Below are 23431 nucleotides of genomic sequence, written 5' to 3' on the forward strand. Positions count from 1 at the left end.
CCTCCCCCTGCCGATCGGGAAGGCCGGGCCCACGCGCGCGCGGGTCAGGCGAGCGACGCCATCCAGGACTCGACGTCCTCGGCGCGGCGGGGGAGGCCGGCGGAGAGGTTCTCGTTGCCGTCGGCGGTGACGAGGATGTCGTCCTCGATGCGGACGCCGATGCCGCGGTACTCCTCGGGGACGGTCAGGTCGTCCTGCTGGAAGTACAGGCCGGGCTCGACGGTGAGGACCATGCCGGGCACCAGCAGGGCGTCGACGTGCTCCTCGCGACGCGAGTGGGCGCAGTCGTGGACGTCCAGGCCGAGCATGTGGCCGGTGCCGTGCAGGGTCCAGCGGCGCTGGAGGCCCAGCTCCAGGACCTTCTCGACGTCGTACACGGAGCCGTCGAGCAGGCCCCATGCGAGCAGGCGCTCGGCGAGGACGCGCTGCGAGGCGGCGTGGAAGTCGCGGAAGCGGGCGCCGGGCCTCACCGCGGCGATGCCGGCCTCCTGGGCGTCGTAGACGGCCTCGTAGATCTTGCGCTGGAGGTCGTTGAAGCGGCCGTCGATGGGCAGCGTGCGGGTGACGTCGGCGGTGTAGAGGGTGTGCGTCTCCACGCCGGCGTCGAGCAGCAGCAGCTCGCCGGGGCGGACGTCGCCGTCGTTGCGGACCCAGTGCAGGGTGGTGGCGTGCGGGCCGGCGGCGGCGATGGTGCCGTAGCCGACGTCGTTGCCCTCGACACGGGCGCGGCGCCAGAAGGTGCCCTCGATCCAGCGCTCGGAGGTGGCGACGGCCTGACCGAGCTCGCGGACGACGTCGGTGAAGCCCTTGACGGTGGCGTCGCAGGCGGCGCGCAGCTCGCCGATCTCCCAGGCGTCCTTGACCAGCCGCAGGCCGCTCAGGAACTCCTTCAGCTCGGCGTCCTTGCCCGCGTCGAGGAACTCGCCCAGGGCGGCCTCCAGGCCGTCGTCGTAGCCGCGGACGAGCCGGGTGGGGACGGCGGAGTCCTTGGCGCGCTCGGCGAGCTCGTCGGCGGCCTTGCGGACGTCGCGGGCGGGCAGGCCGAGCAGCTGCTCCTGCTCGGTGAGGCTGTGCCGGCGGCCGACCCACAGCTCGCCGTAACCGTCGAGCCAGAACTCGCCGTTCCCGCGGTCGGAACGGGGCAGCAGGTAGAGGCCGAACTCGTGGCCGGCGTCGCCGGTCGGCTCGGCGACGAGGACGGCGTCCTCGGTCTGGTCGCCGGTGAGGTGGACGTACTCGCTGGCGGCGCGGAAGTTGTAGTCGGTGTCGTTGGCGCGGACCTTCAGGTTGCCGGCCGGGATCACCAGCCGCTCGCCGGGGTACGCGGCCGAGAGCCGGGCGCGCCGCTCGGCGGCGTACGGGGCCTGGGCGACGGGGGTCAGGCCGTGCAGCTCGGTGTCGGCCCAGCCGGACTTCATCGATGCGGCCAGTTCGTCCGAGACCTCGGAGTACAGGCCGTTCTTGCGGCCCGTGAACTGCTTCGGCTCCTCGCCGCCGGTGGCCTCGGGGTTCTCGGCCACCGCCGGGGTGCGGTCCTCGGTCACGTACAACGCCTCCTTGGGGGTGGTGCGGCCCGCCCGTGGGGGATGTCGGATCGCGACACACGTGGGCGGCCGTGCGTCCCATGGTACGGACGCGCGGTCGCCCACTCGTTCGGGGTCGGAAGGTCTACTCGAAGCGGGCGCCCAGCAGCATCAGGTCGTCGGTGGCGGCGTCGGCCCCCTCGCGGCCGGGGCAGACGGCGAGCAGGTGGGCGCAGAGCCGGTCGGGGTCGATCCGCACGTCCCGCGGGGCGTCGGCGGCGGCCCGGCGCAGGTTGGCCTGCCCGGCGTGCAGGGTGGCGCCGCAGCGGCGGGCCAGGCCCTCGGTGTACAGCAGCAGGGTGTCCCCGCGTTCGGCGGTGAGATCGACGCCGGGGGCCTCCCAGCAGGCGAGCATGCCGAGCGGCGCGGAGAGCGAGGTCTCGACGAACTCGGCGCCGTGCCGGTTGACCAGGATCGGCGGGCAGTGCCCGGCGCCGGCCAGGGTGATCCGGCGCTCGTCGGGCTCGATCCAGGCGTAGAGGGCGGTGGCGGTGCGGGTGGGCTCGGTGGTCTTCAGGAGCAGTTCGAGGTCGCCGAGGACGGAGACCGGGTCCTCGCCCTCCAGGACCGCGTAGGCCCGCAGTGCGGCCCGCACGCGGCCCATCGCGGCGGCCGCTCCGGGCGCGGAGCCGGGGCCCGCGCCGGGGCCGTCGCCGGAGACGGAGCCGACGGTGAGGCCGACGGTGCCGTCGGGCAGCGGGATGGCGTCGTACCAGTCGCTGCCGTTGGAACGGTCGAGGCCGGCGGGGACGAGCCGGGCGGCCAGCCGCAGCCCGGCGGGCTGGGGGAGCCGGTCGGGCAGCAGGCCGCGGCGCAGCGCCTCGGTGGTGCGGCTGACCTTGTCGGCCGCCAGCTGCCCGGCGATCAGCGGAGCGGCGAACCGGCAGTAGCGGTGGGCGAGTTCGCGCTGGCGCTCGGTGGGTTCGGCGGGCCGGTCGTAGAACCAGACGGCCGCCGCGAGCGGGCCGTCCTCCTCGGTGGCGAGCGGCAGTCCGTAGCAGCCGCCGAGACCGAGGTGGGCGGCGAGTTCGCGCAGCCGGGCGCCGGTGGCCGGGTCCTCGGCGAGGTCGGCGGAGTGCAGCCGCTCGGGCCGGTCCCGGTCGCGCAGCAGGCGGGCGAGCAGGCTCTGCTCGAAGGGGACGGTCTCCAGGGCGCCGAGGCTGGCGCGGTCGAGGCCGAGGCCGAGCGGCTGTCCGGCGCCTCCACCGGGCTGCCGGGTGACCAGGACGCCGCGGCCGGCTCCGAGCAGGTCGGCACCGGAGGCGAGGACGGCGGCCAGCGTGGCGTCGAGGCCGCGGGCGCGGGCGAGCCGTTCGGTGTGCTCGTACAGGCTGGCGAAATCGGACAGGCGTCCGGCCAAACGGTCCTGCACTCCGGTGGACGGTGCCGTGCGGGCCTCCGCCGCACCGTCCTGGGCCTCGGCGGGTCCGGGCAGGCCCGGCGGGTCGACGAGCGGGTCGAGGACGGAGAGCCCGCCGGCGAAACCCGGCTCGGCCGGCTCGGAGGGCGTCGACGACGGGTGGGTCTCGGTCATGCCGGCACTCCTGACGCGGTGCTACGTGTCATGCGGAACCCCCAGGGACGGCCGATGTGGGGCGAGCACGGCCGAAGGGCGCGTTTCGCCGCGAATCGCTACTACTCGTCATTGATCGACAGCAATGGCACCACTTCTACACAGGCCATTTGGGGCATGTCCAGATCCAGGACGAGCCGGTGGCCGGTTCCCCGTCCACTGCGACCCGGACGGAGGGCGCGTCCGGTTCGTACGCGCGCCGTTCCGGCCGGGAGGAATGGAGCGGCCCGGGAGCGGGCAGAACCGTGGGGACGGACCCGGCGGCCGTCCGGATCGTATGCTTTCGCCGCCCGGATACCGCGCTGGCCGGATGTCACTCACTCGTACGGTGGAACCAAGCGCGCCCGGGCGGCGTCCCTCCGGGCGCATACGCGATTCTCGTTCCGAGGGCTGTTCCCGTGCGCGGCCCCTCTCATGTCGTGCTCCACGCCGTGCTCCACGTCCGCGCCGCGCCGTCCGCCGTACCGCCCGCCGCGTGCCCCCGGTCCGCGCCGCCGCGGCCCGTGCGGCGAGTCCGGCGGACGCGGCTCCGGGGCGGACGGCGGCCCCGGAGCGAACCGAGCGGTCAGGGAAAGGAACGAGCGCCATGCGTGAGGATCCGAGGGGCCGGTCCGCGGCCCGGTCCGCCCGGCTGACCGCGGCCCTGGAGTCGGCCGTCGACCACCGCTGGCCGGTGGTGCCGGGCGCGGTGCTGTCCGGCGGGCTCTGTTCGTGCGGCGACCCGGACTGCCCGGTGCCGGGCGCGCACCCGCACGACCCGCCGCTGCTGGCGGCCACCACGGACGCCCGGATGGTGCGCTGGTGGTGGGAGCGGCGGAGCCCGGACGCGCCGGTGCTGGCGGCGACCGGTCGGGCGGTGTCGGCGGTGAGCCTGCCGGCCCTGGCCGGGGCCCGCGCGCTCGCGTACCTGGGGGCGCTGCGGCTGCCGCTGGGGCCGGTGCTGGCGATGCCGGGCCGCTACGCGCTGCTGGTGGCGCCGTACTCGCTGGACGCGCTCGGCGAGATGCTCGCCCAACTCCCTTGGGTTCCCGGGTCGTTGCACTACCACGGGCCGGGTGGCTTCCTGCCGCTGCCGCCCGGTGCGGGGGCGGGCCCGGTGCGCTGGGTGCTGGCGCCGAGGCGGGCGGCCGACGGCGGGGTGTGGCTGCCGCAGGTCGGGCCGCTGCTGGGCGAGTTGGTGGAGGCGACGGTCCACCTGGACAGCGGGCGTTCGGCCTACTGACCGGCCGTCCGGTGGCGGCCCGTCGGCCGGTCACCGGCCGGGTCCGGCGCCGTCCGCCCGGAAAAACAAAAGATCCGGCCGCTGGCGACGGGGGATGCACCAGCGACCGGACTCTTTAGACAGTAACAAGGATCTGCGTCCGCGCCAATTTCCAAGACGCCCTCCACGCCCGGAAATTGCGGTTCAGGGCGACAATGTGACGCGTATCACCTCGTTCCTGCGCGCTTTAGTTCAGGGTGACCTGACGGTTCACCAGGTTCGCGCGGGCGCGCCGCTCGTCGGCCGTGAGCGGCGCCGGGTCCGCGAGGACGGCGGCGAGCCGCTCGGCGAACTCGGCGGCGGGCTTCTCGCAGTCGGCCGCCGTCATGGCGAGCGGCAGGTCCCAGACGGGGACGGTCAGGCCGTGCGCGCGGAACGAGCCGACCAGGCGGGTGTCGGTGCCGAGCGAGGCCTCGCCGGCCGCGTTCAGCCGGGCCAGCGCGTCCAGGAGCTGCTCCTCGGGGACGGTCATCACCCAGCGCAGGTGGTTCTTGTCCGGGGTGCCGCACCAGTACGCGGCGTCGACGCCGGTGAGCTTCTCGGTCGGGATGGCGGAGGCGTTGGCGCGCTCCAGCGAGGCGGCGACCTCGCCGGTGGCGGTCTCGGCGTCCTCCAGCCAGAACTCGAAACCGGTGTGCACGGCGGGCGTGAAGTCCGCCGTGACGTCCAGCAGGTCCTGCAGGCGGCGCCCGCCCGGGACGGTCCGGCGGGCCGGCACGGGGCTGCCCGGCTCGGCGGCCAGGGCCAGCTCCAGCGCGTCCGCGAGGTCGCGGCTCAGGTCGCCCGAGGAGGACTGGGTCTGCAGGCCGAGCAGGATCGAGCCGTCCTGGCGGCGCAGGGCCGGCCAGGCGAGCGGCAGGACGGTGGCCAGGGTGACCGACGGCACCTCGCCGACGGCGGTCCCGGCGACTCCGGCGGCCAGCGTCAGCGGCACGGTGGCGGCGGGCACCAGCTCGCGCAGCGCGACCCAGTCGGCCTCGCCCGGCAGGCCCTCGAAGGGGCGGTGCACCAGCTCCTGCACCGCGTGCGAGGCCTCCCGGCCGTGGCAGGCCTTGTACCGGCGGCCCGAGCCGCACGGGCAGTCGTCGCGGGCCCCGACCACGGGGATCTCACCCGTGACGGCGGTGGTGGACTGGCGCTGCGGCGCCTTCTTGGCGGCCTTCTTGCCCATGGTGCGGCTCTCCCGGGGACGGTGGTCCTTTGCTCCGGGAAGCCTACTGACGTTCCCCCGGCGCGCGGGCACGCGCCGGGGCGGGAGCGCCGCGGCGGGGGCGCTCGGGTACTGCGGGCCGGGCGCTAGGCGCTGCGGGCGTCACCGCCGGTGCGTCTGGCGTGCCGCGCGCGGGCGGGCAGCGCGGCCCAGACCGTCACTTCGCCGGGTGCGTCGCGCACGCCCCAGTCGCTCGCGAGCTGGTCGACGATGCCCAGGCCGCGGCCGCCGCGCGAGGTCAGCGAGGGGCTGCCGGGCTCGGGCCGCGTCGGTGCGCCGCCGTCGGTGACCTCCAGCGTCAGCACGCCGTCCGCGTGCATCTGCCAGCGGACGAGCACGCCGCCGTCGTCGGACCGTTCCGCGTCCCGGCCGGCCGGCGCACCGGCGTGCGGCCCGGAAGGGACGCCGACGAGTACCTGGTCGACGACCTCGGCCCGGGCGCCGCGCCCGAGCGCGGGCAGCGGGCCGAGCGGCCGGGCGTACCGGCACGCATTGCTCAACAGCTCGGAAAGGATCAGTACGGCATCGTCAATGACCGGTTCCGGTATCTGCCGATCACCCAGATCTCGACGCAGTCGGCGCCGTGCGACCCCGACACTCGCTGGGCCGTGCGGCACTGCCATGGTCGATGAAGTCGGCACTTCACGCGCCACCATCAACGCCACCCCCGGACCTCCTTCAGCGTATGCCGAGGGATGGATGCCCCTTGGTAATGCGCCGGAAACGACCGCGCGACGATCCCGCGAGCCCATTTCGAGCAGCGCGACCGTGAGTGGGCGGGAGGTCATTCCCCGCTCACCCTCCGTCGCGCCGGCGCACGATTTCCGGCAAGAAACGTGCGCGGAAGGTTTGAGTGCCGACCGGATCGGTCGGTTTCGGTGATCAGGTTCCGACGGAACAGCCGGTGTCCACCGGGATCCGTGGGACCCCTGAGCCCTCCGGGGCGCTCAGCGGCCGAGCTGCGCCAGCACCTGCGCGGGCTTGTTGGTGATGATCGCCGACACCCCGAGCTCCAGGCACAGGTCCACGTCGGCCGGCTCGTCGACGGTCCACACGTGCACCTCGTGGCCCAGCTCGCGCAGCCGCGGCACCAGGTCGGGCTTGGCCCGCACCAGGTCGATGCCGGGCCCGGCGATCCGCGCCCCGCCGGGCAGCGGCCGGCCCTCCCGCAGCTGGCCGAGCAGCGGCAGCATCCGCTCGATCAGGAACACCCGCGGGTAGTCCGGCGCGGCGCCGGCCACCCGGTTCAGCGCGATCGACGAGAAGCTCATGATCCGGGCGGACGGGCGGTCGCTCTCACGGGTGCCGGAAATCTTGAACCGTTCGAGCATCCGGAGCAGCTCCGCTTCGACCCGACCGCGGAAGCGCACCGGGTGCTTGGTCTCGATCGCCAGGTCCACCGGCCGTCCGCAGTCCACGACCAGCTCCAGCAGCCGCTCCAGGGTCAGCACGCCGCGCAGTTCGGGGTCGGTGCTGGGCCGGCCGGTCTTCCACGCGCCGAAGTCGTACGCCTCCAGCTCGGCGAGCGTCATCGCCGAGACGGTGCCGCGGCCGTTGGAGACCCGGCCGATGCGGCGGTCGTGCACGCAGACCAGCTCGCCGTCGGCGGTCACCCGGACGTCGCACTCGACGGCGTCCGCGCCCTCTTCGAGGGCCTGCCGGTAGGCGGCGAGGGTGTGCTCGGGCAGGGCGTCCGAGGAGCCGCGGTGGGCGACTACCTGGACGGACGGCGCGGTGCGCGGGGCCGTCGAAGACAGATCTGGGCTGGTCACGCCGTCAACGATAGGCGGAGCAGGTGACGCGGAGGCGAAGACGGTCCCAATCTGAGGGGCCGTCCTCGCCTCCGGTCCGTCAGTCCCGGGGGGTGCGCCGGCTCAGCGGGGTGAGCGCCCAGGTGACCAGCGCGGGCACCGCGAAGGCGAACAGCGAGGCCGACGTCCACTCCTGCGGGGTGAAGTGCAGCGCCCCCTGGGCCGAGGTCCAGAAGTCGGTCCACCAGCCGGCCACCGGGGTCGGCGCGATGAACTGGTAGACCGCGAAGCCGAGCACCCACGGCAGCAGCATCAGCCAGCGCGAGGGCGCCTCGGCGGTGAGGTTCCAGCCGTTGCGGCCGGCGCCGAAGAAGTAGTCCACCGCCAGCACGGCCAGCAGCGGCACGAAGACCGAGCCGATCAGGCCGAGGAAGTTGGTGTAGGTGTCGGTGAACTTGTCGATCCGCAGCGCCAGCACGGTGGTCAGCAGGCCGATCGCGCCGGACAGCACCCGCCGGTCCGCCCGCGGCAGCAGGTTCTGCACCGACATCGCGGTCGAGTACACGTTGGCGAAGGACTGGTCCGTCTCGCGCAGCACCAGCACCAGCAGGAACAGCCAGCCCGCCCAGACGCCGAGGAAGGAGTCGAAGATCTTGTTCGGGTCGCCGTCGGACTGCAGCAGCGCCATCAGGCCCAGCGCGTAGCACCACACCTGGGCGAAGGTGTAGCCGGAGAAGCTGCCCCAGAACGCCGAGCGCGGCGTGCGCGAGTGCCGGGTGTAGTCGGCGGCGAGCGGGACGAAGGAGATCGACACCGCGATCATGGCGTCGGTGGCGCCCAGGAAGCCGTGCCAGTTGCCCTTGCCCGGGTCGGGCACGCCGTGCCGGCCCAGCTGGACGGTCAGGTAGACCATCGCGACGGCGACGGCGCCCGCCACGAAGCGCCGCAGCACCCGGATCGAGCCGAGCGGCCAGATCGTCAGCACGGTGGTCAGCCCGCCCGCGAGCAGGACGAACAGCCACCGGTAGCCGTCGGTGTGGGCGACCGTCTGCGCGCCCGCCGCGATCGTCAGCAGCTCGAACACGCCCCAGCCGATGCACTGGACGATGTTCAGCAGCGTCGGGACGTAGGACAGCCGGGTGCCGAACAGCCCGCGCAGGTTCGCCATCGCCGGCGCGCCGGTGCGGGCGCCGATCAGCGCGGCCACGCCGAGCATCGCGGTGCCCACCGCGGTGCCGGCCACGATCGCGGTGCCCGCGGCGGCCAGCGAGAGCTCGCTGCCCGGCGCGCCGAGCACGGTGGCGGCGGTGGAGAAGCCGATCAGGCTGACGCCGAGGTTCATCCACAGCGCGAAGTGGTCGCGCAGGCGCAGCGTGCGCGGCGGCTCGGCGTCGAGGACGAGCGGCGCCTCGGCCTTGTCCGGCCGGTCCAGCAGCGCGGCCGCGGCGGCGGGCCCGTCGTGACCGGTCGTGGACGATTCGGAGAAACCCTTGGACTCGGGCGCGCCCGAAGAAGAGGATGGCGAAGCAGGCGGCATGGCCGATACTCCCTACGCCGGCATTACCCGGACAGGTTCCGGCGGTCAGCGCCCCCTCGACGGTCCGCCCGGGATCCCGTGGCGTACGGTCGACCAGCGCACTCTCAGCCTGGAAGGTCCAAGCTCCCGCGTGTCAGTTTGGAGCGACAGGCTAACCGGCACCGGGGCGAACGCCCAAGGCCAGGGGGCGTGCGGTCCGCATCGCGGGACGTTCGGCGGGGGTGGGGGAGCCGCCGCCGGGAACGTGTCGTCGAGCGGGGCCGTCGGTCCCGCCTAAGGATTCTTATGAGTTCTTCAGAGGGGTCCTTACGGCAATCGAATCGGCAGTGCGAAAAACTATGGTCCTTGGTTCTGTCAGCTATGGAGGTCGTCCGTGAGCACCGAGCGCGAGGTTGGGCCCACCGGGCCGCAGGGGGAGCAGCCCTCGAGCACTGAGGCCGCGGCAGCGGCCCCGGCTCCGGACGGGCACAAGCCCACCATGGCCTTCGGCAGGATCCCCGAGCCCGAGGCCCCGGCGGACGCCGCGCCGGCCGAGGGCGGGCACAAGCCGACCATGGCCTTCGGCCGGGTGCCCGAGCCCGAGGCCCCGGCGGACGCCGCGCCGGCCGAGGGCGGGCACAAGCCCACCGTGGCCTTCACCAAGGTCCCCGCGCCGGAGGCGGCGCCCGTCGCCCCCGCCGCGCCCGAGGTGGCGCCCGCCGCGCCGGTCGCCGAGAGCGGCTACATCGACGCCCCGCCGCCGGTCCTGCCGCCCGCCCCGGCCGCGCCCGCCGCCCCGGCTGCCCCGGCCGCGCCGGCCGCCCCCGCCGGCGAGGCCGCCCCGGCCCTGCCGCCGGTTGCCAATCCGTACGCGACGCCGACCCACGGCGTCCCCGCCGCCGGCGCGCACGACCCGTACGCCGCCGCCGGCGCGCACGACCCGTACGCATCCACGGGCGCCCAGCACCCGTTCGGCGCCGGCCGCCCGCTCGGCGGCTGGGGCGCGGGGCACGACACCACCGCCGCGCACGGCGTGCCCGGCTACCCGGGCGCCCCCGGTGCGCCCGGCGGTCCCGCGGGACCGCTCGGCTACCCGGCGGACTACCCCGGCGGCCCGGCCGGCCCCGGCGGTCCCCGCAAGAAGCGCGGCGGCCTGGTCGCCCTGATCGCCGCCGTCGCCCTCGTCGCGGGCATCGCCGGCGGTGCCGTCGGCGTGGCGGTCTCGGGCAACGGCAACTCCGTCGCCTCCGCGGACGACCACCGCAGCACCACCATCCAGGCCAGCAACACCCAGAAGAACGAGCCCGCCCCCGGCTCGATCGCCGCCATCGCGCAGAAGGCGCTGCCGAGCGTCGTCACCATCAAGGCGCAGAACAGCAGCGAGTCGGGCACCGGCACCGGCTTCGTCTTCGACACCGAGGGCCACATCCTCACCAACAACCACGTGGTGGCGCCCGCCGTCACCGGAGGCGGCGGAAAACTGACCGTCAAGTTCGCCGACGGCTCCTCCTACAGCGCCTCGGTGCTCGGCCGCGCCGAGGGTTACGACGTGGCCGTCGTCAAGATCGACAACCCGCCGAAGGAGAAGCTGAGCCCGCTCACGCTGGCCGACTCCGACAAGGTCAACGTCGGCGACGCCACCATCGCGATCGGCGCGCCCTACGGCCTGGAGTCGACCGTCACCAGCGGCATCATCAGCGCCAAGGACCGCCCGGTCGCCTCCGGCGACGAGACCGGTGCCCAGGCCTCCTACATGAACGCCCTGCAGACCGACGCCTCGATCAACCCCGGCAACTCCGGCGGCCCGCTGCTCGACTCCAGCGGCGCCGTGGTCGGCATCAACTCGGCGATCCAGTCCAACGCCTCCGCCAACGGGCGGGCCGGCAGCATCGGCCTCGGCTTCGCCATCCCGATCAACCAGGCCAAGTGGGTCGCCGACACCCTGATCAAGACCGGCAAGCCGGTCTACGCCCAGCTCCAGGTGCTGCGCAACGACGACTACAAGGGTGACGGCGCGCAGATCCAGACCCGCGACATCCAGGGCCAGCCCGCCGTCACCCCCGGCGGCGCCGCCGACAAGGCCGGCCTCAAGCCCGGCGACGTCATCACCAAGCTCAACGGTGCCCCGATCGAGAACGGCCCGGCCCTGGTCAGCCGGATCTGGACGCACAAGCCCGGCGAGACCGTCGACGTCGAGTACCAGCGCAACGGCCAGACCATGACCACCAAGGTCACCCTCGGCTCGCGGGAGGGCGACACCCCCAGCTGACCCGGCGCCCGGAAACCGTGTGCACCGAACCCCGCCGGACCCGTTAGGCTGACCTCCGCCTGGAGAGCTGCCCGAGCGGCCTAAGGGAACAGTCTTGAAAACTGTCGTGGCGTGACCCGTCACCGTGGGTTCGAATCCCACGCTCTCCGCTGGTAGAGAACACACAGCTCAGGGCGGGTATCGGCAAGCTGCCGATACCCGCCCTTTTCGATTCTGTCCCGCACTGTCCCACCTATGTGCCGGGTCCGGTCAGCGTGCGTGGGCCAGTTGTGGGCCAGCCATGGACCACGACCGGCAACGCCGCCATGTTGCCGCCGTCCAAGAACCACTCAATGAGCGTGCTCGCGTGATCCTGGCGACCCGCGATGATCTTTGCGTGGAACCAGAGCGGCACGGCCACGTTGCGTCCAGCTCGGCGCGCGACCCTCCGTGGGGTCGACCCCGGGGACCAGCCATCACGAGACGGCCGTAAGCGCGGGCCGAGTGCGGCGCACCTGCGAGCGGCGCGCTTGCCTCGTCGGCGGTCAGCGCGAGCCTACGCGCCTCCCTCCGGGCGGCGAGTGCTCCTTGGCCATGCAGCAGCCGGGCGAGTGCTCACGGGACCGGTACGGGCCTTGTCGTCCTGCGAGCCCGGCATTTCAGCCCAGTGATTATCTTGAAACTATCATCGCAACCCTGTGCCAATGATCAACGTGATCACCTCGGCTAGCAGGAGAATTCCTCCCGCCTTCAGGCATTTTGCTCTCCACTTTAGGGCATTCTCATTGCTCTTTGTTTGATTGTCTAGCGCTGGTATCAACTCGCTGTATGCCGCATCCTCGCCTTGTCCGAGCCGGTTCAGCGTCATAATTTGATCGGCGTCGGGTGACGAGTACCATGTATCAACGGGCCACAGGACGAAGATTGAAGCTAAGCCGATCGCGCTGATAATTCCCAAAAGGGCCCATGGGGTCCATCCTGGCAAGGTGGCAGGAGCCTTCTGATTGGCAAATCCTAGACTAGTTGACAGCGTTGCGATCAGGGCGCCAACCGAGAATATTGTTGTTGCGCGAGTTCTGAAGCTGGTCAGGTTGTCCGCCTGTGCTTTCAGCTGCATTTCATGTGACTTGTACGCTAGCTCGAGTAGGGGGTTGGCCATGGTCTCTCCCCAGTGGTCCCATGGTGAAGCTTTGGGGTGAATTGGGGCGGAAGTCAGTCGAGAACCGTTGGCGTGACGGTGCCGGCGACGACTGCCTCAAGATGGCGCCCTGGGAGAGTTGCACGCTGCCTGCGCCGCGAGCCGGCCTTCACGACCTTTGGCATATCCCTCTCAAGCGTCGTTGGCAGTCGAAGTCCGTGATACCGGTAGATCTCCCTTAGCCGAATGGGTCGAACCCAAGTGCTGTCGCCATGCTTGAGTGCAGGTGACCCCGGGAGGTTGTCGCGACTCACGTCGGCCGTAACAGTGCCTTCTGCGGTCGTCGCGGTTGCGACGGGGATTATCGCGCTTCCCGAATTGTCGGGCATCTTTATTCTGGCTAGCATTGCAATGGAGAATTCTGTGTCGATCCATAGATCGACAATCTCTCCAATTGGGCTGTCTTGGCGGTCTGCAACTCTTGCGCCAATTAATCTTTGAATCTTCATATTCGGCCCATTGCCCATTGTGGATGCACCTCCGCTTGCTTGCAGCATCCTTTAAGGACAGTTCTTCATCAACCATTATCCTCGCGCTAGGTGAGGTGCGCGAGTGGTGTGCTAACTCTGGCGTCGGGAGCGTTCCGTGCTGGGTGTTTACACCGAGTGGGCTCGCGTAGTGATGGAGCGGGGCGCGCCAGGCGCTTTGAGGTGAAGGGAGCCGTCTGCGCCGCTGGTCGCTGGCTGCCTAGGTGGGGTCTCGTTCGATGCTCTCGAAATTGTCGTGGCGTGACTCGTCACCGTGGGTTCGAATCCCGCGCGCTCAGCTGGTGAGGATCACACAGCTCAGGGCGGGTATCGGCAAGCTGCCGATACCCGCTCTTTCGATCCTGTCCTGGGCTGTCCTCACCTATGCAGGGTCTGGTCAGTGCGCGCGGGCTAGTTGTCGGCCAGATTCGCGACCTACTCGCCGCCGTACTCCTGCTCCAAGAACCGCTCGATCATGGCGTTGGAGCGATCTTTCCGGCCGTCGAGCACCTTGGCGTAGAACTTGAAGAGCACTGTGATGCTGTGGCCGGCGCGGTCGGCGACCTCGGCCGGGTCGACACCGGCCGCCAGCCACCCGGACACGCAGGTGGCCCGCAGGTCGTACGGGACGTCGGCGAACGGCGTCTTCACCTGTTCGGGGGTGAGGACCAACTCCCGGGCCTTCTTCCAGACCTCCGAGGTCTCCTTCGTGCTGAGCAACCCGCCCTCGGCGGCCTGGAACAGGCGCCCGTCGAGACCCAGCCCGAACTCAGCCACGTGCTCGCGCAGCATCCGAACGAACACCGGGGGGATCGGGATATCCCGGGTGGCCGAGCTGGCGCGGTGTTTCAGGCCGCGCTCCTCATGGGACTGCCCGTCGTCGGTCCACCGTGACCCGACCCGGGGCGAACTGCCGGGCGCCACGATGAGACCCCACCCTGTCTCCGGGAGCGTGCAGTCTGCCAGGCGAAGGTGGGCCGCCTCGGACGGTCGGGTGGCGGCCCAGTTGATGCAGCCGTAGTACGTAGCCAGATGGCGCCCGCGCGGGCCGAGCGTCCGTACCGCCTCGATCAGCTCCCGTGCCTGGCGCGGGGCCGGAACGTACCGGAAGTCGATCTCATCGTCCGTCTCCGGCGGATCCCACTTCACAGTTTTCAGCGGGTTCGCCGTGAGGAGCTTCCGCTCGATCGCGTACCCGATCGCACCGCTCAGGGTGGAGTACTTCCGCTTGATGGTGTTGTCCGCCGCGCGCTTCCCGTCCAGTTTCAGGGTGATGGCCACCAGGGCTTCCCGGATGGTGTCCGAGTCCTCCAGGCGGGCGACGGGCACCGACTTGCGGGAGAGCCAGTTGAGCGCTTCCGCGAGTTTCTCGGGGATCTCGCCCTGGTGGTCGGAGAAGTTGAACGCCCAGCACGAGAGGGCCCGCCGCAGCACGGGAGCTGGTGGGGCCCCGCGGCGGTCCGTGACAAGTGCTGGGGCGATCGTGGCCAACCCGTCCGCCCTCGCGGCGCGTTCCTTCGCGGACGAGTCCGGCCATGTGACCTCGGCGTATTTCTTCGTGTGGTCGAACCACGACACCTGAGCCTGCTTCTTTGCCAGTTCGCGTAGCTCCGACGCGGGGAGACCTGTTTCAACGTCGAACTCCTCGCCGTTCTTCATGGCGGTGCGGAGTTCGGCAAGCCTGCCAGTGGCGAGGGTCTTGGTGACGTAGCTTTTGGAGTGGGGCTGCGATCCGACCTTCCAGCGCAGCTCAAACGGCTTTCGGCGGTTGGGGCGTTGACGGATGGTGTACAGCTTCACGTCGTACGTCAGCACGTGCTCTCCAGGTGAGGGGGCCCCGGCAGAAGCCGAGGCCCCTGATCGTGAGGTTGGACGGTCAGGCGGCGGAGGACTGCTCCAGGGCGGCCCACCAGGCGTCGAGGTCGGAACGGCGAACGCGGATCTGGCCGTTGGGGAGCTTCAGGAGCATCGGGCCCTTGCCGCGGGCGACCATGCGGTAGAAGGCAGAGCGGGACATGTCGAGCTCGGCGAGGACGGCGGGGAGCTTCAGGTGTTCCGGCTTGGGCATCGGCTTCTCCGAATGATCCGAATCGGGCGGAGCGGTCTTCGAGTTCCTTGTGTCCGCAGGTGCCGCTACCGCCGCTACCCCGCTACCGTGCTGGTCAGAGGGGGTGTGGTGGTAGCGGATGTGGTAGCGGTAGCGGATAGGTCGGGTCAGCCGACGGTGGTGAGGTCGGCGGGCGTTTCGGTGGCGGGGTGCGGGTCGGTAGCCGCTACCGCTACCTCTCCCGCTACCGGGAAGAGGGTCCTGACCTGCGCGGTAGCGGAGGTAGCGGCGGTAGCGGATTCCTCGGGAACGGGCGGGCAGTAGCGCAGCCACGCGTCGGTGAGGTCTTCGGCGTAGTAGCCCTTGAGGACCTTCTTGGGGGCGGTCTTGATGTTGCGGGGGCGGATCGGCTTGCCGGCGGCGGTGACGTACTCGCCGAGCATCTGGGAGAGGGCACGGGTGGTGAACGGCCGGCCGTCGATGTCGGCCCACGGCGCGTCGTCCAGCTCGTTGAGCTTCTCCACGAGGGTGCTGCTGAGCATGCGTTCGGCGCCGTCGAAGATGGTCCGCAGGTCGGTCAGCAGCCGGATTCCGAGGGACCCGCTGTCGTCGTCCTGGGCGGCCTTGACCAGATGGGTGCAGGCGGCGCGGGCCCGGGCGGGCCAGTGCCCGCCGGCGGCGTCGGCGATGGCGAGCAGGGGTTCCCACACGTCGGCGGGCCGGTCGGTGACGCCGTCGGGGAGTGCGGGCCACGCGCCGTCGACCTGGTCGCGGATGGCGTCGGCCCAGGCGGCGAGCCGGTCGCGCAGGACGTGACCCTCGGGCTCGTGGATGCGCTCGCGGAACGGCTCGACCTTCTCGTTGGGGGCGCGGCGGCGCATCCGGATGACGATGGAGCGGCCCATGATCGTGTCGGGCAGGTCGCCGAGTCCGCCGAGGGCGAGGGCGGCGTAGACGGGGAACTTGACCACCTTGTGGTTGTCGCCCTCGCGGACACTGCGCCAGACGCCGCCGGTGCGGCGGTAGCCGGAGTTGATGAGGCCGCGCAGGTCTTCGTTCCCGGCGGCCTTGGGGCCGAAGACGGTGTCGACCTCGTCGAAGAGGATCGTGGGGCGGTTGGCGGCGTCGGCGGAGATGGAGCGGAACAGGGCGCTGGCGCTGATGTCGTTGGTGACCATCGGGTTGGGCGTGAGGGTCTGGATGATCTCCAGGGCGCGGGTCTTGCCGCTCTGGGGCTCCGGGGAGAGGAACGCCAGGCGCGGCGTGGTTCCGAAGCAGTCGACGAGGTGGGCGTGGGCGTCCCACAGCGTCACGGCGACGTAGGCGGCCTCGCTGGGGAAGACGTTGAAGCGGCGGTGGTGCCGCTCGACCTCGTCGAGCAGGGCGGCGCCGTCCTCGGTCGTGGTGGTGACGGGCGGGGTGGGATCGGTCATGCTGGGGTCTCCGGTCTGTTGGGCTGGATGGGAGCGGGCCGCGGTCTTTGGTGAGAGGGCGGCCCGCTTCGCTGTTCTCGGTTAGGTCCGGCGGGCAGGGCGTAGCGGTTGGGCAGGCGTTGCGGGAGGGCGGGGGCTGGAGAAGCGCTTCTCCGGCCCCGCACGGCACTTGCCGGTCTGTCAGGCGGCGGGTCGGAGGGTGCCGGCGCCTCGGGCGAGGCCGCGGCGGATGGTGTGCTCGCACTCGGTCCGGCTCAGGCCCGTGGCCATTCCGGCGTCCAGGAGCGTGTCGAAGGCGAGGGCCTCGTCGAGGACGCCGGTGGGCAGGTGGCGGCCGAGGGCGGCGGCGGAGGCGAACAGCCGCTTGGCTCGCCCCGGGTACTGCTGGGCGCGCACGGTGGCGGCCTCGCGGTCGAGGGCCGCTTGGACGTAGGCGTCCTGCTTGTGGATCCGCTCCCGCAGTCCGGCCATGTCCACGACCGGCGTGGCCGGCGCGGGCGGAGGGGTGAGCAGGGGCAGCAGTTCGGGCGGGCAGGCAGCGATGACGGCGGGGTCGATGCCGGGCGCGAAGCCGTAGCGGCCGGCTTGGCCGAGGGATCCGGGGCCGACGAGGTAGCCGGCCGGGCCGCGCACGTCGATCCCCGGTGCCACCTTGCCCGCGGAGTTGGGGAACACGGCGTCGGGTGGGGCGGCGAGCCACAGGTGCAGGCCCCCGGTGGGGGTGGCGACGGTGGCGGTGACCGGGATGGTGAAGCCGTGTTCGGTGGCGAGGCGGTTGAGGTCGGCGACGCCGTCGAGGCCGTTCTTCCGGTCGAGGTCGAGGCCGATCAGGTGGTGCGGGGCCCGGCCGCAAGCGATGCCGTAGCCGGTGGCCCACCGGGCGGCCTGGAACATCGCGTCGATCTGGTCGTGGTCGGTGGTGGCGTCGTGGACGCCGTGCCCGAACCGGCCGCACGCGGCGCGGCACTGGTCACGCGCCGGGCCGGGCGGGTGCGGGCTCGGGATCGCGGGCTTCTTGGAGCGGGCGAGGGGGAAGACGTGCAGGCCGCGTTCGGCGGCGAAGTGGGCGGCGGAGTAGGCGCGGTCCCAGTCAGCCAAGGACTCCTCCTGAGATGACGGTTGGGCCAACAGCCCGCCCGTCACGGCGGCGGCCGGTGCGGGCGGGTCGCTGGCGGTGTCGTGCTGCTGCTCGGCGCAGACCTCGTGGGAGGGCCTGCGCTGGTCGTCGCGTAGCGGGGTTGGGCGACCGCACCAGCGGCAAGGGCGGTCGCCGGTGCGGTCGAAGTGGGAGGCGTCGTGCCAGTCGAGGAAGGCGGGCACGGCGGTGTTCCTAGGCGGCGAGGGCGCCGGGGCCCGCGTGCTGGCGGAGGTGGGCGGCGGCCTGTCGGCCGATGTGGCGGGTGTAGGCCGGGGGGATGGCTTCGCGCAGGCCGTCGCGGGTGGCCCAGGGCATGCCCATTACGGCTTCGCTGCGGGCGAGGGGGACGTTGGAGAAGTTGCCGACGACGTGCATGAACTCGTGGTCGGCGACGGGGCGGCCCATCTTCGCGTTCGGGGCGGTGTGCTCCGGGTGGGGCGGCGGGGCGACGGTGAGGCCGCCGCCGGGCTCGAAGAGGCGGTGCCGGTAGGTGCGCAGGCCGAAGGCGGCGCCGCACAGCATCACCGGGTCGCGCAGGTCGTCCCGGGCCTCCATGACGTTCTCGATCGCCCATGGCCGCCCGGTGGTCTCCAGGGCGGCGCGGGTGGGGGCGATGAGCCGGGGGTGCGGCCGTTTGTTGATCTTCCAGGTGAGGGACTGCGCCTGGCAGGGCGGGGAGGCGTGGACGAAGTCGAAGCGGTGCCCGTGCTCGGCGATGAAGGCGACCGCGTCGGCCTGGATGAAGCGGAAAGGGTAGCGCGGCTGGTCGGCGAGGTCGACGCCGAGGACGTCGTATCCGGCGATGTAGTAGCCCATGCCGGCGCCGCCCTGGCAGCAGAACGCGTCCAGGACGGTCAGTCCGTTCCAGGGCCGGGCGGGCAGCCATCCCGCGGCCGGACGGTGGAAGTCGTCGTCCATGACAGCCCTTTCAGGTGTTCGGCGGGGTGGGAGCGGGCTGGTCGGTGAGGGCGTGCAGGGCGTCGGCGATGGCGAGCAGGGCGAGCAGGTGGGCGTGGTCGGCGGGCGGCAGGTCGCCGTACTTCGCGTAGACCTGGGCGAGGTCGTAGTTCGTGGCCTGGAGCAGTCCGGCAGGGTCGAGGGGGTTGGTCAAGGCGCTCCGTTCAGCGGTTGTGGTTGGAGACGGTGACGTTGACGTTCACGGCGCCCTGCCCGCCCGATCCGCCGCCGGTGGCGCCACGGAGCTTGGCCACGCAGTAGGTGCCGGCGCCGATGGCGACGAGTCCGCCGAGGCTTCCGGCGGCGGCGGAGAGGGCCTGGGCGGCGTAGCCGATGCCGAGGCCGGCGGCGCCGAGGCCGATGCCGCCGGCGGCGAGCCGGGCGGGCCACGGGTCGCGCGCCGGAGCGGGCGGCGCGGCCGGGGCGGGGGCCGGTATGACGGCGGTGGGCTGCTGCGGGATCGGCGGGTGGGCGTAGAGGACCGGGGCCGGGTGCGGGGTGTGGGGCTGGTAGAGGGCGGGCGGTGCGGTGAGCGGGGCGGTGGCGTAGAGGGGTTGGCCCTCGGCGGTGTAGAGCACCGGGGCGGGCTGCGGGTACGGGGTGTGGTCCACGGTGCTTCTCCCGTCGGGGCGGTGGTCGAGGGGGCGGGGGTCAGTGGCCGGAGACGATCCGGGTGACGGCGGAGAGGAAGTTGTTCACGGGGTCGGCCATGCCGGTGGAGGCGAGGGTGAAGCCGCTCAGCCAGAGCACGACGGCGGTGGGCAGGGAGACGCGCCGGCCACGGATGAGGACGGTGGAGAGGATCGCGAAGACGACGGTGATGCTGAGCGAGACGATCACGGCAGGGGCCCTTCAAGCGGTCATGAATCGGGTGTGGGAAGGCCCGCCCGGCCGAGTGCCGGGCGGGCCGTGGCGCCTGTCATCCGGGGTGTCATCGGGCCTGTCTGTCACCTGTCGCCTGTCACCTGTCTGTCACCTGTAATCCGCAGGTCACAGAGGGGGTGACAGCCTCCGGCGGCCCCGAGAGGCCCCCTTGCGGGGTGGGGCGACAGGTGACAGACAGGCGGCCCGGGGTCAGGCGCCGGGGGCGTGGTCGCGGTGGACGTAGCGGGTCTTGCTGCCCTCGCCGATGCGGACCGCGTCGCCGCTCTCGACCCAGGCCTTGAGCCAGCCCTGGAGGACCGGGCGGCGGGTGCCGTAGGTGTCCTTCAGGGCCCGCTCCATGGCGCTGGCGCCGGTGCCCTCGGGCCCGGCCTCGCGCAGCAGCGTGAGCGCGGCGTCCTTCGCGCCCGGGGTCTCGGGCGTGTTGTCCTCGCGGCCGGTGGCCCAGGTCGACGGGTCGGCCCAGTCGGTGCCGGGCGGGGTGACGCCGGGCTCGACCGCGGAGGGCAGGAGCCAGATGGATTCGAGGTCGTCCGGGTCGGCGGGCTTGTCCCATCCGGCGGTGGCCTTCCACCCGCCGGCCGGTGCGGCGCCTCGGGCCGGTGCGGCGGACGGCCCGCCGACCGCCGGGGCCGCGGGTGCGGCGGGTCCGGCGGGGGTGGTGACGGGCTCGCTGTTCGCCCAGAGGTGGCCGCAGCGCTCCAGGAGCCAGCGGTCGGTGTAGTCGGTGCCGGCCGCCTCCAGCGAGGGGGCGTCGAGGGCGGGGCGGCGGCGTGCGGTGAGTGCGGTGATCTCCTCGATCACGTCGGGCTTGATGCGGGACTGCCGGGCCTTGGCGGGCTGCTTGCCCTCCGTGCCGACCAGCACCGACCCCTTCCCGGAGAACGAGTCCTCCGCCCGCAGGGCCCGCCACCCGAAGAGGTGGCCCAGCTCCGAGTCCTCCAGGGCGCCGGTGGCCAGGCGGTTGCTCGCCATCTTGCGCACGAGCGGGTCGGGCATGACGTCCTGGGTGACGCGCAGGACCGAGATGACGGCGCGAATGGCCATGGCGCGGGCGATGCGCACGACCTCGGAGACTCCGGCGAGGACCTGGCGGGCCTCGCGGGTGGCGGCGACCTCGGCGCCCTCGTCCATGATGATGACGATCTCGGGGATCTTCGGGGAGACGGGGAGCTTGTCGTCGTTGGCGTCGCGCATCGCGTCCTGGTAGGCGACCTTGCGGGCCTTGGCGATGCGGACCGCGGCGGCGAGCATGCGCTTGGCCTCCTCCACGGTGGAGGCGACCCAGTCGACGCCGGGCACGGGGATGTCCGCGTCGGCCCAGCGCGAGCCGTCGCGGCCAAGCTGGGCGTCGCGCCAGGCGTTGAGCCAGGGCAGGCCGATCGAGCCGCCGTTGAGGTCGATCACCCACACCAGCGTGTCGTTGGTCTGGTCGAGCCGGGCGATGAGGGTGTGGAGCCAGTTGGTTTTGCCGCTGCCGGTGGGGCCGGTGACGACCGTGGACGCCTGGCGCAGGTCCATCTCGGCCCGCGTTCCGTCGGAGAGCAGGGCGACCGGGATCGGGTTGTTGACGGTGGTGGTCTCATCGATCTCCTCGGCGGAGAAGAGGAGTTCATCGGTGAGGACCTTGGTGGTGACCTGGATGAGCACGCGCCGGCGGGAGATGCCGGGCATGACCTGCAGGCCGCAGCCGTCGGGCAGGTCGAGATCGGAGCCGAGGCCTTCGGCGCGGTCGGTGATGGCACGTCGGGTGGTGCCGCCCTCGGGGAGTTCGATCTCCAGGGTGTAGCCCGCGCCGGAGGGCCAGTGCTCGATGCCGAGCACGGTCACCTCGACCGAGCAGACGCGGCGGATGCGGTCGGTCCAGTCGGCGGCGAGCTGACGGCGGGCACCGATCAGCAGCAGGTGCGCGCGCTTGGCCTGCTCGACTTCCTCGTGCGCGGCGAAGCCGGCGCCGAGGGTGCCGGCGGCGATCCCGGCGACGGCGAGGGTGCCGATCTCGGGCCACTGCCAGGGGCCGCCGTGGGCGAGGGCCCAGGACGACCAGCCGCCGGCGGCCATCCAGCACGCGCCGCGGAAGGTGATCGTGGCGACGGTCAGGCGCCGTCGCAGGCCGGCGGCGATCGTGCCGAGGGCTCCAGCGGCGCCGGCCGCGAGGGCCCAGGTGGCGGGCATGTCGGCGGCGTGGCCCAGCGCGGTGACCGTGAGGACCCCGGCGGTGCCGTTCAGGGTGCCGGACAGCAGGCCGTGGCCGGCGCTCCAGTCCACCCGCGGCGTGGTGTTCTTGGTGGTCTTGCTCATGGCGGTGGCGTCTCCAGCCGGATGCGGGCCGGGCCGTCCACAGGGTGTGGACGGCCCGGGCGGGGTGTGGGTGCTGGGGGAGGGTGCGGGGTGGGTCAGACGTTCCACTTCCGCTCGGCCTCCAGGCCGTTGCGCGGGTTCTCGTGGCGCTCCAGGTCCTCGGCGTGGGCCTGGCGGAAGGTCGGGGCGACCTCCTCCAGCGCGGTGACGACGCGGCCCATGGCCTGGTAGCCCTGGCTGATCTCCTCGACGACCGACGGGTCGAGCGGCAGCTGCTCGGCGGCCTTCTCGGCGAGGACCCGGAGGACTTCCTGGATGGTGGCGTAGGCGACGGGCAGGTCGTCGGCGAACGCCCCGAACTCGATCATCGTCTCGGGGTCGAAGGTGGTCGCGGCCTGGAGCAGGACGTCCGCGGCGGAGGTGAGGTTGAACGTGGAGGCGGTGCCGTCCAGGGGCGTGGTCACGGTGGCGTTCTCCTTGGTGGTGGGCTTGCCGAGGGTGACGGGCGTGGTCTGCGGGGTCGGACCGGGGGCCGTGTGGCCGATGCGCGCGAAGGGGCTCGCCGTGATGACGGTCCACGCGTCGGGACCGCCGGCGGCGGGGGCCGGGGTGGGGCGGCCGGGGATGTTGACGGTCTCGGCCGGGACCGGCACGGCCGCCGCTCCGGCGGCGGTGCCGTCCGCGTCGGCGGGGTTGGCGGTGCCGAGGATCGCGGCGTCCCGGGCGTCGCGGGTGGCGCGGGCACGGGCCGTGAGGCGCTGCCAGGTGCGGCGCATGTGGCCGGCGACCCGGCCGCGGTGGCGCCAGTTGCCGACGAGGGCGGAGGCGAGGCCGACCAGGCCGGTCGCGGCAACGGCCCCGGCCATCCGCGCGCGGTGGCGCCTGGCGGAGCGGCGCAGGGCCGTCGCCTGCACCGGGGAGATTCCCGAACCCGCCCGGGCGGCGGGGCCGTTGGGGCGGGCGCCGGCGCCGGTGGCGGGGTCGATTCCGGCGGCCCGTTCGGCCTTGGCCTGGCCCTTGGCGACCCGGCGGGCGGTGCGCTCGGCGACCCGGGCGAGCCGCTGCTGATCCCGCGCCGCCCGCCGCTCGTCCCGCACCCCACCCGCCCAGGTCTCGCCGCCCGGCAGGCGGGAAGCAGCCCTGGCCAGGGTGTGCGCGGCCCCGGAGGAGCGGTGTCGCAGCCCGCCCCCGCCGCGGCCGGCCGATCGCTCGGCCCGGCTCTGGCCCGGGACCGTGTCGGCCGTCCGGGGTGCGGCGGACCCGCCGCCGCGGGTGGTGCGGGGGATGGTTCCGGCCGTTCGCGCCATGGCGCTCGGTCCCTTCGGGTCTGCGGTGCGCGGAGCGTGGACGGCGGCGCCGGGGCGGTAACCCGGGCCGGTGGCGGTCGAGTTGGCGCCCGCGGTGCGGTGGCCGGCGGCCTGCCGGTGCTGCGCGGGCGGGTAGGCGGCGCCCCCGTGCCAGGCCGGGCCGCGGTGCGGGGCCGGGGCGAGGCCGCCCGCGGCCGTCGAGCGGAACGCGGCGGCCTGGCGGGGCGCCGGGCGCGGGGTGGTGGTTCGGCGGTTGCGGGCCCGGCGGACGAGACCGCCGACGACCGCGACGCCACCGGCCGCACCGGCGACGGCGAGCGGGGCGGGGCCGCCGAGCGAGAGGGCACCGGCGCCGAGGCCGCCGAGGGCGTTGGCGACGGCCACCGCAAGCGGCACCCCGGGCACCGCACCGGGCGGCGCCGGGGGCTTGGGGTCGGCCGCGGGGGCGGGGGGTGGCTGGTTCGCGGGGGCGGGAACGACCTCGACCAGCGTCGAGGCAGGGGGTTCGGTCATGATGAGCGCTCCGGTTCTCTGCGGAGGGCGGAAGGCCCGGAACCGC

General features: G+C 72.8%; 19 protein-coding genes, 1 tRNA gene and 1 riboswitch. Of the genes, 3 read left to right on the plus strand and 17 right to left on the minus strand.

The features are described from left to right. Positions 1–44: 44 nt before the first annotated feature. Complete coding sequence (locus AB0C76_RS13030; protein WP_359963856.1) at positions 45–1544, minus strand: aminopeptidase P family protein; 1500 nt, start codon at positions 1542–1544, stop codon at positions 45–47. Between the two features lie 124 nt (positions 1545–1668). Next, positions 1669–3117 carry a PP2C family protein-serine/threonine phosphatase gene (locus AB0C76_RS13035; protein WP_359963858.1) on the minus strand — a complete coding sequence of 483 codons (1449 nt, stop codon included), beginning with the start codon at positions 3115–3117 and terminating at the stop codon, positions 1669–1671. 625 nt (positions 3118–3742) lie between these two features. On the opposite strand from AB0C76_RS13035, the gene AB0C76_RS13040 reads away from it, so the two are divergent. Beyond that, positions 3743–4378 (plus strand): bifunctional DNA primase/polymerase, encoded by a 636-nt coding sequence (locus AB0C76_RS13040; RefSeq protein WP_359963860.1) that lies wholly within the window; start codon positions 3743–3745, stop codon positions 4376–4378. Between the two features lie 226 nt (positions 4379–4604). On the opposite strand, the gene AB0C76_RS13045 is transcribed toward AB0C76_RS13040, so the two are convergent. From AB0C76_RS13045 to AB0C76_RS13060, 4 genes are all read right to left on the minus strand, one after another. Continuing rightward, positions 4605–5588 (minus strand): DUF5926 family protein, encoded by a 984-nt coding sequence (locus tag AB0C76_RS13045; RefSeq protein WP_359963861.1) that lies wholly within the window; start codon positions 5586–5588, stop codon positions 4605–4607. A 125-nt stretch (positions 5589–5713) separates the two neighbouring features. Beyond that, positions 5714–6415: an ATP-binding protein gene (locus AB0C76_RS13050; protein ID WP_359963863.1), complete on the minus strand. Its 702-nt coding sequence runs from the start codon at positions 6413–6415 to the stop codon at positions 5714–5716. A gap of 159 nt (positions 6416–6574) precedes the next feature. Then, positions 6575–7399, minus strand: a complete 825-nt coding sequence (locus AB0C76_RS13055) for a glycerophosphodiester phosphodiesterase family protein (RefSeq protein ID WP_359963865.1) — start codon at positions 7397–7399, stop codon at positions 6575–6577. A gap of 79 nt (positions 7400–7478) precedes the next feature. Beyond that, positions 7479–8915: a cytosine permease gene (locus tag AB0C76_RS13060; protein WP_359963866.1), complete on the minus strand. Its 1437-nt coding sequence runs from the start codon at positions 8913–8915 to the stop codon at positions 7479–7481. Further along, positions 8908–9055: riboswitch (TPP riboswitch) on the minus strand. (Overlaps the previous gene by 8 nt.) 233 nt (positions 9056–9288) lie before the next feature. Here AB0C76_RS13060 and AB0C76_RS13065 point away from each other — a divergent pair. Continuing rightward, positions 9289–11163, plus strand: a complete 1875-nt coding sequence (locus tag AB0C76_RS13065) for a trypsin-like peptidase domain-containing protein (protein ID WP_359963868.1) — start codon at positions 9289–9291, stop codon at positions 11161–11163. Positions 11164–11224: 61 nt separating this feature from the next. Beyond that, positions 11225–11312 (plus strand) — tRNA-Ser (locus tag AB0C76_RS13070). 515 nt (positions 11313–11827) lie between these two features. Here AB0C76_RS13070 and AB0C76_RS13075 read toward each other — a convergent pair. The 11 genes from AB0C76_RS13075 to AB0C76_RS13125 all read right to left on the minus strand — a co-directional run bounded on the left by AB0C76_RS13075 (position 11828) and on the right by AB0C76_RS13125 (position 23385). Next, positions 11828–12301, minus strand: a complete 474-nt coding sequence (locus AB0C76_RS13075) for a hypothetical protein (RefSeq protein ID WP_359963870.1) — start codon at positions 12299–12301, stop codon at positions 11828–11830. Positions 12302–13242: 941 nt separating this feature from the next. Then, complete coding sequence (locus AB0C76_RS13080) at positions 13243–14622, minus strand: site-specific integrase (RefSeq protein ID WP_359963872.1); 1380 nt, start codon at positions 14620–14622, stop codon at positions 13243–13245. A 61-nt stretch (positions 14623–14683) separates the two neighbouring features. Further along, positions 14684–14875: a helix-turn-helix domain-containing protein gene (locus AB0C76_RS13085; protein WP_359963873.1), complete on the minus strand. Its 192-nt coding sequence runs from the start codon at positions 14873–14875 to the stop codon at positions 14684–14686. A gap of 146 nt (positions 14876–15021) precedes the next feature. Beyond that, positions 15022–16287, minus strand: a complete 1266-nt coding sequence (locus AB0C76_RS13090; RefSeq protein ID WP_359963875.1) for a DUF3631 domain-containing protein — start codon at positions 16285–16287, stop codon at positions 15022–15024. 180 nt (positions 16288–16467) lie between these two features. After that, positions 16468–17385 (minus strand): bifunctional DNA primase/polymerase, encoded by a 918-nt coding sequence (locus AB0C76_RS13095; RefSeq protein ID WP_359964062.1) that lies wholly within the window; start codon positions 17383–17385, stop codon positions 16468–16470. Positions 17386–17617: 232 nt separating this feature from the next. After that, positions 17618–18241 (minus strand): SAM-dependent methyltransferase, encoded by a 624-nt coding sequence (locus tag AB0C76_RS13100; RefSeq protein ID WP_359964064.1) that lies wholly within the window; start codon positions 18239–18241, stop codon positions 17618–17620. A 112-nt stretch (positions 18242–18353) separates the two neighbouring features. Beyond that, complete coding sequence (locus AB0C76_RS13105; RefSeq protein ID WP_359963877.1) at positions 18354–18536, minus strand: hypothetical protein; 183 nt, start codon at positions 18534–18536, stop codon at positions 18354–18356. Between the two features lie 10 nt (positions 18537–18546). Further along, positions 18547–18993: a hypothetical protein gene (locus AB0C76_RS13110; protein WP_359963879.1), complete on the minus strand. Its 447-nt coding sequence runs from the start codon at positions 18991–18993 to the stop codon at positions 18547–18549. Positions 18994–19033: 40 nt separating this feature from the next. Continuing rightward, positions 19034–19222 carry a hypothetical protein gene (locus AB0C76_RS13115; RefSeq protein WP_359963881.1) on the minus strand — a complete coding sequence of 63 codons (189 nt, stop codon included), beginning with the start codon at positions 19220–19222 and terminating at the stop codon, positions 19034–19036. 234 nt (positions 19223–19456) lie between these two features. Continuing rightward, positions 19457–21565: a hypothetical protein gene (locus AB0C76_RS13120; protein ID WP_359963883.1), complete on the minus strand. Its 2109-nt coding sequence runs from the start codon at positions 21563–21565 to the stop codon at positions 19457–19459. Between the two features lie 95 nt (positions 21566–21660). Next, on the minus strand, positions 21661–23385 hold the full coding sequence (locus tag AB0C76_RS13125; protein WP_359963885.1) for a hypothetical protein: 1725 nt from the start codon (positions 23383–23385) through the stop codon (positions 21661–21663). Positions 23386–23431 lie beyond the last annotated feature (46 nt).

The sequence above is a fragment of the Kitasatospora sp. NPDC048722 genome (assembly GCF_040650235.1).
Classification (GTDB): domain Bacteria; phylum Actinomycetota; class Actinomycetes; order Streptomycetales; family Streptomycetaceae; genus Kitasatospora.

What these genes read in the sequence shown, in the direction of transcription:
- AB0C76_RS13085 (WP_359963873.1), bottom strand. Translation starts at nt 14,875, where the DNA reads ATGCCCAAGCCGGAACACCTGAAGCTCCCCGCCGTCCTCGCCGAGCTC.
- AB0C76_RS13035 (WP_359963858.1), bottom strand. Translation starts at nt 3,117, where the DNA reads ATGACCGAGACCCACCCGTCGTCGACGCCCTCCGAGCCGGCCGAGCCG.
- AB0C76_RS13075 (WP_359963870.1), bottom strand. Translation starts at nt 12,301, where the DNA reads ATGGCCAACCCCCTACTCGAGCTAGCGTACAAGTCACATGAAATGCAG.
- AB0C76_RS13120 (WP_359963883.1), bottom strand. Translation starts at nt 21,565, where the DNA reads ATGAGCAAGACCACCAAGAACACCACGCCGCGGGTGGACTGGAGCGCC.
- AB0C76_RS13100 (WP_359964064.1), bottom strand. Translation starts at nt 18,241, where the DNA reads ATGGGCTACTACATCGCCGGATACGACGTCCTCGGCGTCGACCTCGCC.
- AB0C76_RS13045 (WP_359963861.1), bottom strand. Translation starts at nt 5,588, where the DNA reads ATGGGCAAGAAGGCCGCCAAGAAGGCGCCGCAGCGCCAGTCCACCACC.
- AB0C76_RS13050 (WP_359963863.1), bottom strand. Translation starts at nt 6,415, where the DNA reads ATGACCTCCCGCCCACTCACGGTCGCGCTGCTCGAAATGGGCTCGCGG.
- AB0C76_RS13090 (WP_359963875.1), bottom strand. Translation starts at nt 16,287, where the DNA reads ATGACCGATCCCACCCCGCCCGTCACCACCACGACCGAGGACGGCGCC.
- AB0C76_RS13040 (WP_359963860.1), top strand. Translation starts at nt 3,743, where the DNA reads ATGCGTGAGGATCCGAGGGGCCGGTCCGCGGCCCGGTCCGCCCGGCTG.
- AB0C76_RS13125 (WP_359963885.1), bottom strand. Translation starts at nt 23,385, where the DNA reads ATGACCGAACCCCCTGCCTCGACGCTGGTCGAGGTCGTTCCCGCCCCC.
- AB0C76_RS13060 (WP_359963866.1), bottom strand. Translation starts at nt 8,915, where the DNA reads ATGCCGCCTGCTTCGCCATCCTCTTCTTCGGGCGCGCCCGAGTCCAAG.